The sequence below is a fragment of the Acidovorax sp. GW823-FHT05D11 genome (genome assembly GCF_058795695.1).
On record NZ_CM179502.1, the window covers coordinates 273,900 to 287,507 of the forward strand.

Here is a 13,608-nt window from a genome sequence, read left to right on the forward strand (position 1 = left end):
GATAAGCGCTGGGACCCCATTTCATTCAAAGATTGCAGCCATCCGCTCCCTGCAAGATTCAGCCGCCCTGGCCTTGCGGCAGCCGGGCAATCACCTTGATCTCGAACTGAAACCCATACAGCCAGGTCACGCCAATGCCCGTCAGCGTGGGGTGGGGCGCCTCGCCCCAGAACTCGGGCACGATGCTCCACACCGCTTCAAAGTTCGCCTCGGGGTTGACGACAAACATCGTCACGTCCACCACATCGTCAAAGGTGCAGCCCGCCGCCTGCAGCACCGCGTCCAGGTTGGTGAACGCCCGCCGCACCTGCGCCTTCAGGTCGGGCTCGGGCGAGCCATCCTCGCGGCTGCCCACCTGGCCCGACACGAACAGAAAACCGTTGGACCGCACCGCCGGCGAATAGCGGTTGCGCTCGTACAGCGCCTGGCGACCGGCCGGAAACACCACATCACGTTGGGCCATGAAAAAACTCCTTCGGTGGGGCCGGCAAGCCGCCCCGTGTTGACGATGAAGGCACTGTAGAAGCGCGGGGCCGGCCGATAAACAGGCAAGCCTGTCCATCACTGTTCTTAGAATCCAAACAATCGCGGGCCGTACCAGGCCCATTGCAGCGCGGCACGGGCTCGACCCGTGCACCCCCACGGGCCCCTGAGGCGGCCGTACCGGAGCATCCCCATGGACCGTTTTGACGCAATGCAGGCCTTCGCGCGGGTGGTGGAAACCGGCAGCTTCACCAAGGCGGCGGCAACCCTGCACATGAGCAAGACCACGGTGACCCAGCTGGTGCAGCAACTGGAGGCACGCCTGCGGGTCCGGCTGTTCAACCGCACCACGCGCAAGGTCCATGTCACCGCCGATGGCGCCGCCTACTACGAGCGCGTGGTGCGCCTGCTGGCCGACCTGGACGACGCCGAGACCAGCCTCTCCACCGCCGCCGCCGCGCCCCGGGGCCGCCTGCGGGTGGATGTGCCCAGCCCCCTGGCCCGGCTCGTCCTCGTCCCCGCGCTGCCCGCGTTCCACGCGCGGTATCCCGACATCCAGCTCGACATGGGCGTGAGCGACCGCCGCGTGGACATGCTGGGCGAGAACGTGGACTGCGTGGTGCGCGGCGGCACCCTCACCGACCAGTCCCTCATCGCCCGCCAGGTGGGCGAGCTCGCACTGCGCGTGTTTGCCGCTCCCAGCTACCTGCGGCACGCGGGCGTGCCCGCGCATCCGGGGGAGCTGGAGGACTCGCACCACCGCATCGTGGGTTTCCTGTGGGCGCGCACCGGCAAGCCGGTTCCCTATGCCATGCGCCGCGGCGGCGAGAGCATCCACGTGCAGGGCCGCTACGTGTGCGCGATGGACGACGGCAATGCCTACCTGGCCGCAGGGCTGGCCGGCATGGGGGTGCTGTGGCTGCCCAGCTACATGGCGCGGCCGCACGCTGCCAGCGGCGAACTGGTGCCATTGTTTGAAGGCTGGACGATGGACCCCATGCCCCTGTACGTGGCCTACCCGCCCAACCGCCATGTGAGCGCCAAGGTCCGGGTGTTCATTGACTGGGTGGTGGAGCTGATGGCGCTGCATGCACCGGTGGCGGTGCGGCGTGCCGATGAAAGCTATTGAAAATATAGCATTCAGGGTTCATGGATAAGCGCCCGGGGCCCATTCAGCTTCAGGATGGCCGGGCAACCCAAACCGCTGAAGCCCGCCGCGCAGCCATCAACCGCCAGGAAACCTACCCCTGCGCGCCCGCCGCCATCTCCAGCTGCATCATGATCATGTTGACCAGCGTGTGCACCGTGGGGCGGCCGGTCTCGATCACGAAGTGGGCCGTTTCGCGGTACAGGCCGTCGCGGTGCGCGTACAGCTCGCGCAGCTTGTCCATGGGGTTGCCCACCTGCAGCAGTGGCCGGGTCTTGTCGTGCTTGACGCGGCGGTAGATCTCTTCGGGCGAGGCGCGCAGGTACAGCACGTTGCCGAAGCGGCGCAGCACCTCCCGGTTGGCCGGGCGCAGCACGGCGCCGCCACCGGTGGAAAGCACCATGCCGCCAGGCTCCTGCGCCACCTCGGCCAGGACCTGGGACTCGACATCGCGAAAGCGCGCTTCGCCTTCCGCTTCGAAAAAGCTGCGGATGGTGGTGCCGAGGGTCTGCTCCAGCCGGTGGTCCAGGTCGACGAATGGAACACCCGCCCGGTAGGCGAGTTGCCGGCCGATGGTGGATTTGCCCGAGCCGGGCATACCGACCAGTGCACAGCGAATCTGCATAAATTTCCTGTTGTTATGGCTGCCCAACTGGACGCAGAGTGTAAGGCGGCGGGCGCTCAGAGCGCGGCGTACACCAGGGCCGGATAAAGCTCGCTCAGGTAGCGCAGTTGTCCCGGGGCCTGTGTGAGCAGGATGGCGAACAGGTCCTGCGCCGGGTCCACGAGGAAGAAGGTGCCGCCCAGTCCGCTCCAGCTGTAGTGCCCCGCCGAGCCGGGGCGCGTCGCCAGCCCGGTGGCCGTGCGCACCGCCACGCCCAGCCCGAATCCGTAGCCGGGGGGCAGCACGTCGCCGGCCGTGGGGATGCCGCCCAGGTGGTCCGCCGTCATGAAATCCACCGTGGCGCGGCTGGCCAGCCGCACGGGGCCGTCCGTGCCTTCCAGGGTGCCCCGGCCCAGCAGGAGCTGCAGGAAACGCGCGTAGTCCGCGGCGGTGGACACCAGCCCGCCCCCGGCGGATTCAAACGCGGGCGGGGCGGCCACGTCGATCAGCGCGACCTCGGTACCCGTCTGGGGGTCGCGCGCGAAGGGCTCGGCCAGCCGGTGCAGGTTCCGGGGAGGGACGCTAAAGCCCGTGTCGTGCATGCCCAGGGGCCCGAACACGCGGCGCTGCAGGATGGTGCCCAGGGGCGCGCCTTCCACCACCTCGAGCACGGCGCCCAGCACATCCGTGGCGCGGCTGTACTCCCAGCGGCTGCCGGGCGCATGCACCAGCGGCAGGGGGCCCAGCGCGGCCGCGAGACCGGCATTGGTGTGGCGGCGCGAACCAATGCGGGCAGCGCGGTACAGGTCGGGCACCGGGCCCGCCTCCCACGCGTAGCTGAGGCCGGCGGTGTGGCGCAGCAGGTCGTGCACGGTGGCCTCGCGCGGCGCGGGTGCCCGCTGGCCGGTGGCAGGGTCGTACACCTGCTGCCCGGCAAACGCGGGCAGGTAGTGCGACACGGGGTGTGCCAGCAGCAGGCGGCCTTCCTCCATGAGCATCAGTGCCACCAGCGAGGCAATCGGCTTGGTCATGGAGTAGATGCGAAAAAGCGTGTCGTGCGCCATGGCGGGGGCGCCCGCCCCGGGGCGCTGTGCGCCCACCGCCTGGTGCAGCACGGTGCGGCCCTGGTGGTGCACCAGCGCCACCGCGCCGGGCAGCACGCCCTGGTCCACATGGGCTTGAAGTACGTGGCACAGGCGTGCCAGGGGGGCTGGGTGCATGGGTTCCTCGAGACGGTGGTGGCAATGGGGCCCGCGCACGTTCCGCGTGTCGGAACGTCGCCGGTGGTGGACGGATTGTTTCAGTCTGTTGCGGCATCCCGCGGCGGCAAGTCGCGCAGATGACTGGCGCACCCGCCAATCGCTGGGTGATTACCCTGAAATGTTCTGCACAGCGGAATACGAGGTTGGGCATCCGGGGCTTCGTTATTAAGCTGGCCCGGCCTCGACCGCAAGGGGATCGCGCCGCTTCGGCGCATCGCGTGCGGCATGCGGGGCGGCTGGGCCGATGGCCGCAGCCTGTCTGCAAACCTACCAGGAGCACGACGATGGAGACACGCCCCCGCGGGGACGCCCCGAGCCCACGCCCCGAGACCATGCCGCCCGCGCAGCACGGCCGCGCACCGCTCGCAGGGAGGGGCGGTTGATGGACCTGTTCCTGCAGCAAGTGCTCAACGGCCTCACGCTGGGCGGCATCTACAGCCTGGTGGCCCTGGGCCTCACGCTGGTGTACGGCATCCTGCACGTGCCCAATTTCGCCCATGGCGCGTTCTACATGGCCGGGGCGTTCGTGTCGTGGCACCTCATGGCGGCCTGGGGCTTCAACTACTGGGTGGCGATGGCGGGCTCGGCCCTTGCCGTGGCGCTGATCGGCGTGGTGTCGGAGCGGCTGGTGTTCCACCCGCTGCGCAATGCCTCGGGCCTGCATCCGATGATCGCGGCCATCGGGGTGCTGCTGTTCCTGGAGGCCGGCGCGCAGGCCCTGTGGGGCGCGGACTTCCACCGCATGCAGACGCCGTACACCGGCATCATCGACCTGGGCGGAGTCACGGCGCCGGTGCAGCGCCTGCTGATCATCGCGGCGGCCTTCGTGCTCATGGTGGTGCTGCACCTGTTCCTCAAGAAGACGGTGACGGGCTCGACCATCATCGCCATGGCGCAGAACCGCGATGGCGCGTCGCTGGTGGGCATCGACGCGAACCGCGTGGCCATGCTCACCTTCGCCATCTCGGGCGCGCTGGCCGCGGTGGCCGCCACGCTGTATGCGCCCATCAACCTTGTGTACCCGGCCATGGGGCACCTCGTGATCACCAAGGCCTTCGTGATCATCATCCTGGGGGGCATGGGCAGCGTGCCCGGCGCCATCATCGGGGGGCTCATCATCGGTTTTGCCGAGAGCTTCGGGGCGTTCTACATCTCCACCGACTACAAGGACATCATCGCCTTCGTGCTGCTCGTGGCCATCCTGTCGGTGCGTCCGCAGGGCCTGTTCACCAAGGGGGTGCGCTGACATGGCATTCCTGGAAGGCAAATGGGGCTGGGCCCTGCTGCTGGCCGCCGGGCTGGCGTTTCCCCTGTTCGTGGGCAATGACTACCACCTCACGGTGATGGGCACCGCCTACATCTTTGCGATCGCCACCATCGGCCTGAACCTCATCACGGGCTACACGGGGCAGTTCAACTTGGCGCACAGCGGCTTCATGGCGGTGGGCGCCTACACGGTGGGCATCCTCACGGTGGACCACCAGGTGCCGTTCTGGGTGGCGTTCGCGCTCTCGGGCGTGGTCACCACCGTGCTGGGCTTCTTCATCGGCGTCCTGTCGCTGCGGCTCAAGGGGCACTACTTCTCGATCTTCACGCTGTGCGTGGGCTACATCATGTTCCTCGTGATCGAGAAATGGGAAGGGCTCACCCATGGCACGGTGGGCATCATCGGCATCCCCGCCCCGTCGCCCATCGGGGGGCTGCGGTTCGACACGCCGCTGGCGCTGTACTACCTGGCCTTCTTCTGGCTGGTGGTGGGCATGTGGGCCATGCGCCGTATCGTCAATTCGCTGCTCGGGCGCACCTTCATGGCCATCCGCAACAGCGACGAGCTGGCCGAGTCGCTGGGCATCAGCCTCATGCGCAACAAGGTGCTGGCGTTCATGCTGTCGGTGTTCTACGCGGGTATCGCGGGGGGGCTGTATGCGGGCTATGTGCGCTTCATCGGGCCCGGCGTGGCGGGGGTGGAGCACACCTTCGACATGACCATGTACATGCTCATCGGGGGGCTGGGGACGCTGCTGGGCCCGTTGCTGGGCGCGCTCGCCATGCCCTGGCTCACGCAGTACCTGCAGTTCCTGCAGGAGTACCGCTTCCTTGTCTTCGGTCCCATCCTCGTGCTGCTGGTGATCTTCGTGCCGCACGGCATCGTGGGCACCTACCTGGGCTGGAAGGCACGCCGCGCCACCCGGCCGTCCGCCACACCGCCCGCAGGAGGCGACCGTGCTTAAGATCGAACACCTCACCAAGCGCTTCGGCGGCCTGGCCGCCGTCAACAACGTCAGCACCACCATCGAGGCCGGCAGGATCAACGCGATCATCGGCCCCAACGGTGCCGGCAAGACGACGTTCTTCAACCTCATCAGCGGAATGCACCGGCCCAGCTCGGGCACCATCACGCTGGAGGGGCGCGACGTGACCTCGCTGCGCACCGACGAGGTGGCGCGCCTGGGCGTGGCGCGCACCTTCCAGACCACGGCGCTCTTTGACATGGCCTCGGTGCTGGACAACCTCATCGTGGGCCACCGCCTGCGCACGCGCTCGGGCCTGCTCGACGTGCTGTGCAATTCCAGCCGCCTGCGCGAGGAAGAGCGCATCTGCCGCGAGAAGGCGCGCGAGGCGCTCGATTTCGTGGGCCTCGCGCACCTGGAAAACCGCATGGCGGGCGACATCTCGCAGGAGGAGCGCAAGCGCGTGGCCTTCGCGCTGGCGCTGTCCACCGGGCCGCGCCTGGTGCTGCTGGACGAGCCCGCCGGCGGCGTGAACCCCGACGAGACCGAAGGCCTGGCCCAGCTCATCCGCAAGATGGTGGCCCATGGCCTCACCGTGTGCCTGATCGAACACAAGATGAACATGATCATGAGCCTGGCCGACAAGATCATGGTGCTGAACTACGGCGAGAAGATCGCCGAGGGCACCCCCGCCGAGATCCGCGCCAACCCGGCCGTCATCGACGCCTACCTGGGGAGCGAGCATGCTGCAGCTTGACAACCTCTCGCTCAAATACGGCAGCTTCCAGGCGCTCAATGGCGTGAGCCTGCATGCCCGGCAGGGCGAGCTGGTGGTGCTGCTGGGCGCCAACGGCGCGGGCAAGAGCTCGATCTTCCTGACCATCAGCGGCATCCACAAGGCCGCCGGGGGCAGCATCCGCTATGGCGACAGGGAGCTGGCGGGCATGAAGCCCTCTCAGATCGTGCAGCACGGCGTGGTGCAGTGCCCCGAGGGGCGCAAGCTGTTCCCCGGCATGTCGGTGCTCAAGAACCTGATGCTGGGCGCCTACGTGCACCGGGGCGACACGGCGGGCAGCAGGAAGGTGCTGGACGAGGTGTTCGCGCTGTTTCCCATCCTGGCCGAGAAGAAGGACGACCCCGCGGGCTCGCTCAGCGGCGGCCAGCAGCAGATGGTGGCCATCGGCCGCGCCATGATGGGCCGGCCCAAGGTGCTGCTGCTCGACGAGCCCTCGCTGGGCCTGGCGCCGCTGGTCATCAAGCAGACCTTCGAGGTCATCCAGCGCATCAACCAGGCCGGCACCACGGTGCTGCTGGCCGAGCAGAACGCGTTCGCGGCGCTCAAGATCGCGCACCGCGCCTACGTCATCGAGAGCGGCCGCATCGTGATGGAGGGCGACCGCGACAGCCTCATGAACAACGAGGCCGTGCGCCGGGCCTACATCGGCGCATAGGAGATGAGGAGCAGCCCCCCGCGGCGCCGCGCGCGTGCGACGGTAGTGCCACCTGTTTGACGACCCTGACTCGCAAGAGCCGCTTTTTCAGAAACCCCAAGGAGACATCAGCATGATCACGAAACGCAAGACCATCCTTCGACTCGGTGCCAGCGCCTTCGCGGTGGCCGCACTGCTGGGTGCCACCGGCACCGCCTTCGCCCAGCAGGTCGTGAAGATCGGCTACTCGGGCCCCTTGAGCGGCGGCGCCGCGCTGTACGGCAAGAACGTGCTCAGCGGCATGGAGATGGCGGTGCAGGAGATCAACGCTAAGGGCCTGGAGGTGGCCGGCCAGAAGGTCAGGCTCGAGATCGTCGCGCTGGACGACAAGTACAACCCCAGTGAAACCGCCATCAATACCCAGCGCCTGGTGCAGGAGCACAAGGCTCCCGCGGTGCTGGTGCCGCATTCGGGCGGCAGCTTCGCGGTGATGGCCACCAACGAGGCGCAGAAGGTCCTGCTGCTCTCGTACACCAGCGTGCCGCAGATCACCGAGCGCAATAACAAGCTCACGCTGCGCATCCCGCCCGAGTTCACGTCCTACGTGAAGCCCTTCGTGAACCACGCCATGGGCAAGTACGGCAAGAACGTGGCCATCGCCAATGCCGACCACGACTACGCCAAGGCCTGGACAGCCGCCTTCAAGCCCGCGTGGGAAGCCGCGGGCGGCAAGGTGGTGGCCGAGAACCCCATGTCCTACAACCGCGCGACGGACTTCTACAGCGGCGTGAGCCGGGTGCTCGCCTCCAAGCCCGACGTGCTCTTCATCGGCGGCGCGTCCGAGCCCACGGGCCTGGTGATCAAGCAGGCGCGCGAGCTGGGCTTCAAGGGGGGCTTCGTGATCATCGACCAGGCCAAGATGGACGAGATCGGCAAGATCACCGGCGGCTACGGCCCCCTGGAGGGATCGATCGGCGTGCTGCCCGTGGTGGAGGACAGCTCGCCGGTGACCAAGGCCTTCGTGGAACGCTTTCGCAAGACCCACCCCGGCCGCGACCCGAGTTCCGAGGTCTCGCTCAACTACACCACCGTGCACGCCACCGCGCTGGCGATGAAGCTCGCGGGCAGCACCACCGACGCCGCCGCGATCCGCGCGCAGCTGGACAAGGCCTTCAAGTCATTGCCCACCGAAAACAACCCGCACGAGATGGACGGCGTGAACGAGCGCGGCGGCTCCACGGCCAACACCCGCGTGGCCATCGTGGAAGGCGGCAAGGTCAAGGAGATCCGGCTGGACGCGCTGGCCAAGTAGGTCGGCGCGGGCCCTGGACCGCCACGCCACGCAGGGCCTGCCACGGAGAAGGGGCAGGCCTTTTTTTGCAAGGGATCTTGCCGTGCACCGCGCGCTGCCCCGGCACGGGCTAACTCCTGGATTTGCAGTTATTTTGGCCGCTGGCGCTTGACTGTAAAGCGCAAGGCGCTATAAAAAGTGAAGCATCAGGCGCGCGGACCCGCCCCGGGAGGTGCGCTGCGCTCCTGTTCCTGCAGCTCGCGCCACTGGACCTTGCCCGTGCCCGACTTGGGCAGGCTGTCCACGAACTGCACGCGGCGCGGGCTCTTGTAGGCGGCCATGTGGTCGTGGCTCCAGTCGATGATGTCCTGCGCGCTCACCTGGCCCTTGAAGGCGTCGCGCAGCACGACCACCGCCTTCACGGTCTCGCCCCGGCGTTCGTCGTGCGCGGCGATCACGCACACCTCCTGGATGGCGGGGTGGGCGTACATCATGGCCTCGACCTCGGCGGGCCAGACCTTGAAGCCCGATGCGTTGATCATGCGCTTCAAGCGGTCCACCATGAAGAAGTAGCCGTCCTCGTCCACCTGCGCCAGGTCGCCGGTGCGCAGGAAGCGCTTGCCCTCCAGAGTGATGAAGCTGTCGGCCGTGGCCTGCGGGTTGTTCCAGTAGCCCACCATGACCTGCGGTCCGTGCACCACGATCTCGCCGGTCTCGCCCGGCGGCAGTTCGGCGAACGTCGCGGGGTCGACCACGCGCGCATCCACGTCGAACACCGGGATGCCCAGGCATTGCGGCTTGGGCCGGTGCGGCGGGTTGATGTGCGTGGCCGCCATGGTTTCGGACATGCCGTAGCCCTCCACGTAGTCCAGCCCCGTCAGCTCCTTGAGGCGTTGCGCCACCGCCTTGGGCATGGCCGCGCCACCGCCCCGGATGGCCTGCAGGCTGGAGATGTCGTAGTCGCCGATGCGCGGGTTGGCCAGGAAGTCCACCACCATGGTGGAGATGGCTTGCCAGATGCTGATGCGGTAGCGCTGCATGAGCCGGGCCGTGGCGTCGCGGTCCCAGCGCGGCAGCACCACCACGGTGGCGCCCACGAACAGCGGCCCGTTCATGCTGCCCGACATGCCCGTGACGTGAAAGAGCGGCAGCACGGCCAGATAGGTCGCATCCTGCGTGCGCGAGAACCACTGCGCGCCGCCCACCAGCGTGCTCATGGCGCTGCGGTGCGTGTGCATGCAACCCTTGGGGTGGCCGGTGGTGCCCGAGGTGTAGGGCATCACGCAAAGGTCATCGGGTCCGGCGGTCAGCGGGCCGGGCGCGAGCCGCTGCGCCAGCATGTCGCTCCAGAGCGTCACGCCCGGGGCGGCGATGGCCTCGCGCGGCGCGCTGACGAACGCGGGCACGGGCAGGTCGGTGGGCACCTGCAGGTAGTCGCTGTAGGCCGCGACGATCAGGTGCTCCAGGCCGGCGCCACCCTGCGCCCCGCCCACCAGCGGCTGCGCCTGCGCATGCAGGTCCTGCGGCAGGAAGGCCACGGTGGCCCCGCTGTCGTGTACATAGTGGCGCAGCTCGTCGGTGAGGTTCATGGGGTTCACCGGCACCACCACGGCATTGGCGCGCAGGATGCCGTAGAACGCCAGGATCCACTGCGGGCTGTTCTGCATGTACAGCAGCACCCGGTCGCCGGCCTTCACGCCGCACCGCTGCTGCAGGAAACCCGCGATGTGCTCGGCCTCCTGCTGGAACTGCCGGAACGTCACCAGCGTGTCGTAGAACACCAGGAAGGGCTTGTCCGGGTAGCGCGCCGCCGAAACCTCGGCGTTGTGGAACAGGTTGGTCTGCGGCAGCGTGAGGTGGCGGGACAGCCCCGGGGGCCAGTGGGCAAGGTGGCGGTCGGACATGCGGGGCGGGCTCCTGAAGGCGTGGTTCGGCGGCGGGGCGGTCAGCCGCGTTTCAGATGGCGTGCCAGCTCGTCCTTGGCGATGGCATTGCGGTGCACTTCGTCGGGGCCGTCGGCAAACCGCAAGGTACGTGCCTGGGCATAGGCGGCCGCGAGCGGGAAATCATCGCTCACCCCGCCGCCGCCATGCACCTGCATGGCCCAGTCGATCACCTGGCAGGCCATGCTGGGCGCGGCCACCTTGATCATCGCGATCTCCTTGCGGGCGACCTTGTTGCCCACGGTGTCCATCATCTGCGCGGCATTGAGCACCAGGAAGCGCGCCTGGTCGATCAGGATGCGCGCGTTGGCGATGCGCTCGCGCGTGACGCCCTGGTCGGCCACCTTGCGGCCAAACGCCGTGCGGCCCAGGGCGCGCTGGCACATCAGCTCCAGCGCGCGCTCGGCCACGCCGATGAGGCGCATGCAGTGGTGGATGCGCCCGGGGCCCAGGCGGCCCTGGGCGATCTCGAAACCGCGCCCCTCGCCCAGCAGGATGTTGGCCACGGGCACGCGCACGTTCACGAAGCTCACCTCGCCATGGCCGTGCGGCGCATGGTCGTAGCCGAACACGGGCAGCGCGCGTTCCATGGTCACGCCGGGCGTGTCCATGGGAACGAGGATCATCGACTGCTGCTGGTGCCGGCTGGCATGGTCGGGGTCGGTCTTGCCCATGAAGATCAGGATCTCGCAGCGCGGATCGGGCGCGCCCGAGGTCCACCACTTGCGGCCGTTGATGACGTAGTGGTCGCCGTCGCGCACGATGCGGGCTTCGATGTTGGTGGCGTCCGAGGAGGCCACGTCGGGCTCGGTCATGGCGAAGGCCGATCGGATCCGGCCGTCGAGCAGCGGCAGCAGCCAGCGCTGCTGCTGCTCGGGCGTGGCATAGCGCGCCAGCGTTTCCATGTTGCCGGTGTCGGGCGCCGAGCAGTTGAAGGCCTCGGGCGCGATGTGCGAGCGGCCCATGATTTCGCACAGGGGCGCGTATTCCAGGTTGGTCAGGCCCGCGCCCAGGTTGGATTCGGGCAGGAACAGGTTCCAGAGGTTGGCGGCCCGGGCCTTGGCCTTGAGGTCCTCCATCACCTGGGTGGGCTGCCAGGCGTTGCCGGCCTTGCGGTTTGCGGCCACCTCGTGGTGGTACACCGGTTCGGCGGGGTAGATGTGTTCTTCCATGAACGCCGTCAGGCGCTGCTGCAGGTCGACGACCTTGGGGGAGTAGGTGAAATCCATGAAGGGGTGCTTTCCGCAAAGGGCAGGGAATGGCGCGGTGTCAGATCAGGCTGGCGCCGCCGTCCACCACGATCGCGTGGCCTGTGATGTGGCGCGAGGCCTCGGAGGCGAGGAACACCACGGCGCCCTTGAGGTCCTCTTCGCCGCCGATGCGGCGCAGCGGGGTGCGCTCGATCATGGCCGGGCCCAGCTTGTCGATGAGGCCGCTGGCCATCTTGCTCGGGAAGAATCCGGGGCAGATGGCGTTGACGCGGATGCCGTAGTGCCCCCATTCGGAGGCCAGCGTGCGCGCGAAGTGGATCGCCGCGGCCTTGGAGGTGTTGTAGGCAATGGTGTTCATGCCCGGCGGCGTGCCCTTGATGCCGGCCACCGAGGCCGTCACGATGATGTTGCCCTTGCCGCGCGGAATCATGCAGCGCTTGCCCACCTCGCGCGAGAGGAAGAAGGGCGCGTTCACATTGAGGTCCATCACCTTGTGCCAGGCGGCGTCGGGGTGGTCCTCGGCCTTGGCGCCCCAGGTGGCGCCCGCGTTGTTGACGAGGATGTCGATGGTGCCAAAGCGCTCCACCACCTGGTCCACGAGGCCGGGGATGTCCCCGGTCTTCTGCAGGTCGTTGACCACGGTCAACACCTCGCAGCCCAGGCCTTCCAGGTGCTTTTTCGCTTCGGCCAGCTCATCGGCCTTGCGGGCCGTGATGGCGAGCCTGGCGCCCATCTCGCCCAGGGCCTCGGCCATCTGCAGGCCCAGGCCGCGCGAGCCGCCGGTGACCAGGGCGACCTGGCCGGTGAGATCGAAGAGTTGCTTGACGCTCATGAGAAGGGCTTTCGTTGGAAGTGCGTGGAGCGCGCGGGCTCGAAGGCGACAGGGCGCCCGGGCATCGCGCTGCCGTGGGATGGGGAAAGGTGCGGGGCACCGCGCTCGCGGCGCGGAACCCGCAACTGCACTTCATGCTAGTCGGGGCCGCACCCGATGTAAAACGCGAGCTGTCACCTGCGAAACTCGGTGCGTGCCCGCGAAGGCCCGCCAGCGCGGTCTTCAGCGGTAGACCGCGGTCTCGATGCGGGCCACGATCTCTATCAGCCGCGGCCTCACCGCATCGAGCAGGAAATCCTGCGGGACATTGAACGCGGGCCCGCCGCAGTTGATCACCATGGGCGGCAGCCCGCCCCCCGGCTGAAACCCGCGGGCGATCGCATTGACGTTCTTCTGCCAGTCACCGAACGACGTTGCCACGGACAGGCCGCGGTAGTCCTGCAGCGCCTGGTCGATGCCCAGCTGCACCTGAGGCCACGCGGTTTCGTCGCGGCCCTGGATCTGGGCCAGCACCGCGCTGCGCTCCTTGGGCGGCACGGCGGCGAGCCAGGCGCGCCCCATGGCGGACGTGGCCAGCGAGATGCGCGAGCCCACGTCCAGGCTGAGCGTGTGCAGGGCCGCGCTGCGGCAGTTCTCGACATAGATCATCGACAGGCGGTCCCGGGTGCCCATCGACACCTCGGCGCCCGCGAAGTCGGCCAGTTCCTGCATCAGCGGGCGCGCGACCTGGCGCACGTCCAGGCGCACCAGCATCGAACTGCCCAGCGACAGCGTGGCGGTGCCCAGGCGGTACTTGCCGCAGGCCTCCACGTGGATGAGGTAGCCCAGCCGGGTGAGGGTGGCGGTCAGGCGCGACACGGTGGATTTGGGCAGGCGGCAGCGTTGCGCGATCTCCTGGTTGCCCAGGAGCTTGTCGCCTGCGCGAAAGCAGGCCAGCACCTCCAGGCCCCGGGCCAGCGCCGTCACGAAGTGCCGGTCCTGGGGAGGCCGCGCCAGGGGCGCGCGGGGAGTGTGGGCAGGGCGGGGCGGCGGCATGGGCGCATTATGGCGATGCGGTTCCAGGGGCCTGCCTGGCGCCGGGCGGCCGCTGTGGGAGCGCACCTACCTGCACAGCGGTGATCCGCGCATGGACGCAACGGCCTTGCGGCCTTAGGCTGTGGCGATGAACGTGCGC

General features: G+C 68.3%; 13 protein-coding genes. 6 read left to right on the forward strand and 7 right to left on the reverse strand.

Translation table 11 applies throughout. The features are described 5' to 3' along the window. Positions 1-58: 58 nt before the first annotated feature. Positions 59-463, reverse strand: coding sequence for a RidA family protein (locus AC3RCE_RS01250; protein WP_218296562.1), 405 nt, complete (start codon positions 461-463; stop codon positions 59-61). Positions 464-676: 213 nt separating this feature from the next. Between AC3RCE_RS01250 and AC3RCE_RS01255 the strand changes: the two genes are divergently transcribed. After that, on the forward strand, positions 677-1,612 hold the full coding sequence (locus AC3RCE_RS01255) for a LysR family transcriptional regulator (protein WP_492244771.1): 936 nt from the start codon (positions 677-679) through the stop codon (positions 1,610-1,612). A gap of 112 nt (positions 1,613-1,724) precedes the next feature. Here the strand turns inward: AC3RCE_RS01255 and AC3RCE_RS01260 are convergent, their stop codons facing one another. Together AC3RCE_RS01260 and AC3RCE_RS01265 are read right to left on the reverse strand one after the other, a co-directional pair. Continuing rightward, positions 1,725-2,255, reverse strand: a complete 531-nt coding sequence (locus AC3RCE_RS01260) for a shikimate kinase (RefSeq protein WP_492254347.1) — start codon at positions 2,253-2,255, stop codon at positions 1,725-1,727. Between the two features lie 56 nt (positions 2,256-2,311). Then, complete coding sequence (locus AC3RCE_RS01265) at positions 2,312-3,454, reverse strand: serine hydrolase domain-containing protein (protein ID WP_492254348.1); 1,143 nt, start codon at positions 3,452-3,454, stop codon at positions 2,312-2,314. Positions 3,455-3,878: 424 nt separating this feature from the next. On the opposite strand from AC3RCE_RS01265, the gene AC3RCE_RS01270 reads away from it, so the two are divergent. From AC3RCE_RS01270 to AC3RCE_RS01290, 5 genes are all read left to right on the forward strand, one after another. Next, a complete protein-coding gene (locus tag AC3RCE_RS01270; protein ID WP_218296566.1) occupies positions 3,879-4,742 on the forward strand; it encodes a branched-chain amino acid ABC transporter permease in 864 nt (287 codons plus the stop codon). A 1-nt stretch (position 4,743) separates the two neighbouring features. Next, on the forward strand, positions 4,744-5,727 hold the full coding sequence (locus AC3RCE_RS01275) for a branched-chain amino acid ABC transporter permease (protein ID WP_218296567.1): 984 nt from the start codon (positions 4,744-4,746) through the stop codon (positions 5,725-5,727). Further along, positions 5,720-6,484: an ABC transporter ATP-binding protein gene (locus AC3RCE_RS01280; protein ID WP_218296568.1), complete on the forward strand. Its 765-nt coding sequence runs from the start codon at positions 5,720-5,722 to the stop codon at positions 6,482-6,484. The genes AC3RCE_RS01275 and AC3RCE_RS01280 overlap by 8 nt, the downstream gene beginning before the upstream one ends. Then, positions 6,471-7,178, forward strand: coding sequence for an ABC transporter ATP-binding protein (locus AC3RCE_RS01285; protein WP_218296569.1), 708 nt, complete (start codon positions 6,471-6,473; stop codon positions 7,176-7,178). The genes AC3RCE_RS01280 and AC3RCE_RS01285 overlap by 14 nt, the downstream gene beginning before the upstream one ends. A 112-nt stretch (positions 7,179-7,290) precedes the next feature. Beyond that, positions 7,291-8,469 (forward strand): ABC transporter substrate-binding protein, encoded by a 1,179-nt coding sequence (locus AC3RCE_RS01290; protein ID WP_218296570.1) that lies wholly within the window; start codon positions 7,291-7,293, stop codon positions 8,467-8,469. 185 nt (positions 8,470-8,654) lie between these two features. Here AC3RCE_RS01290 and AC3RCE_RS01295 read toward each other — a convergent pair whose 3' ends face one another. From AC3RCE_RS01295 to AC3RCE_RS01310, 4 genes are all read right to left on the reverse strand, one after another. Beyond that, a complete protein-coding gene (locus AC3RCE_RS01295; protein WP_492254349.1) occupies positions 8,655-10,352 on the reverse strand; it encodes a long-chain fatty acid--CoA ligase in 1,698 nt (565 codons plus the stop codon). A gap of 41 nt (positions 10,353-10,393) precedes the next feature. After that, on the reverse strand, positions 10,394-11,620 hold the full coding sequence (locus AC3RCE_RS01300; protein ID WP_218296572.1) for an acyl-CoA dehydrogenase family protein: 1,227 nt from the start codon (positions 11,618-11,620) through the stop codon (positions 10,394-10,396). Between the two features lie 40 nt (positions 11,621-11,660). After that, positions 11,661-12,434 carry an SDR family oxidoreductase gene (locus tag AC3RCE_RS01305; RefSeq protein ID WP_218296573.1) on the reverse strand — a complete coding sequence of 258 codons (774 nt, stop codon included), beginning with the start codon at positions 12,432-12,434 and terminating at the stop codon, positions 11,661-11,663. A gap of 222 nt (positions 12,435-12,656) precedes the next feature. Further along, positions 12,657-13,469 (reverse strand): IclR family transcriptional regulator, encoded by an 813-nt coding sequence (locus AC3RCE_RS01310; RefSeq protein ID WP_218339184.1) that lies wholly within the window; start codon positions 13,467-13,469, stop codon positions 12,657-12,659. Positions 13,470-13,608 lie beyond the last annotated feature (139 nt).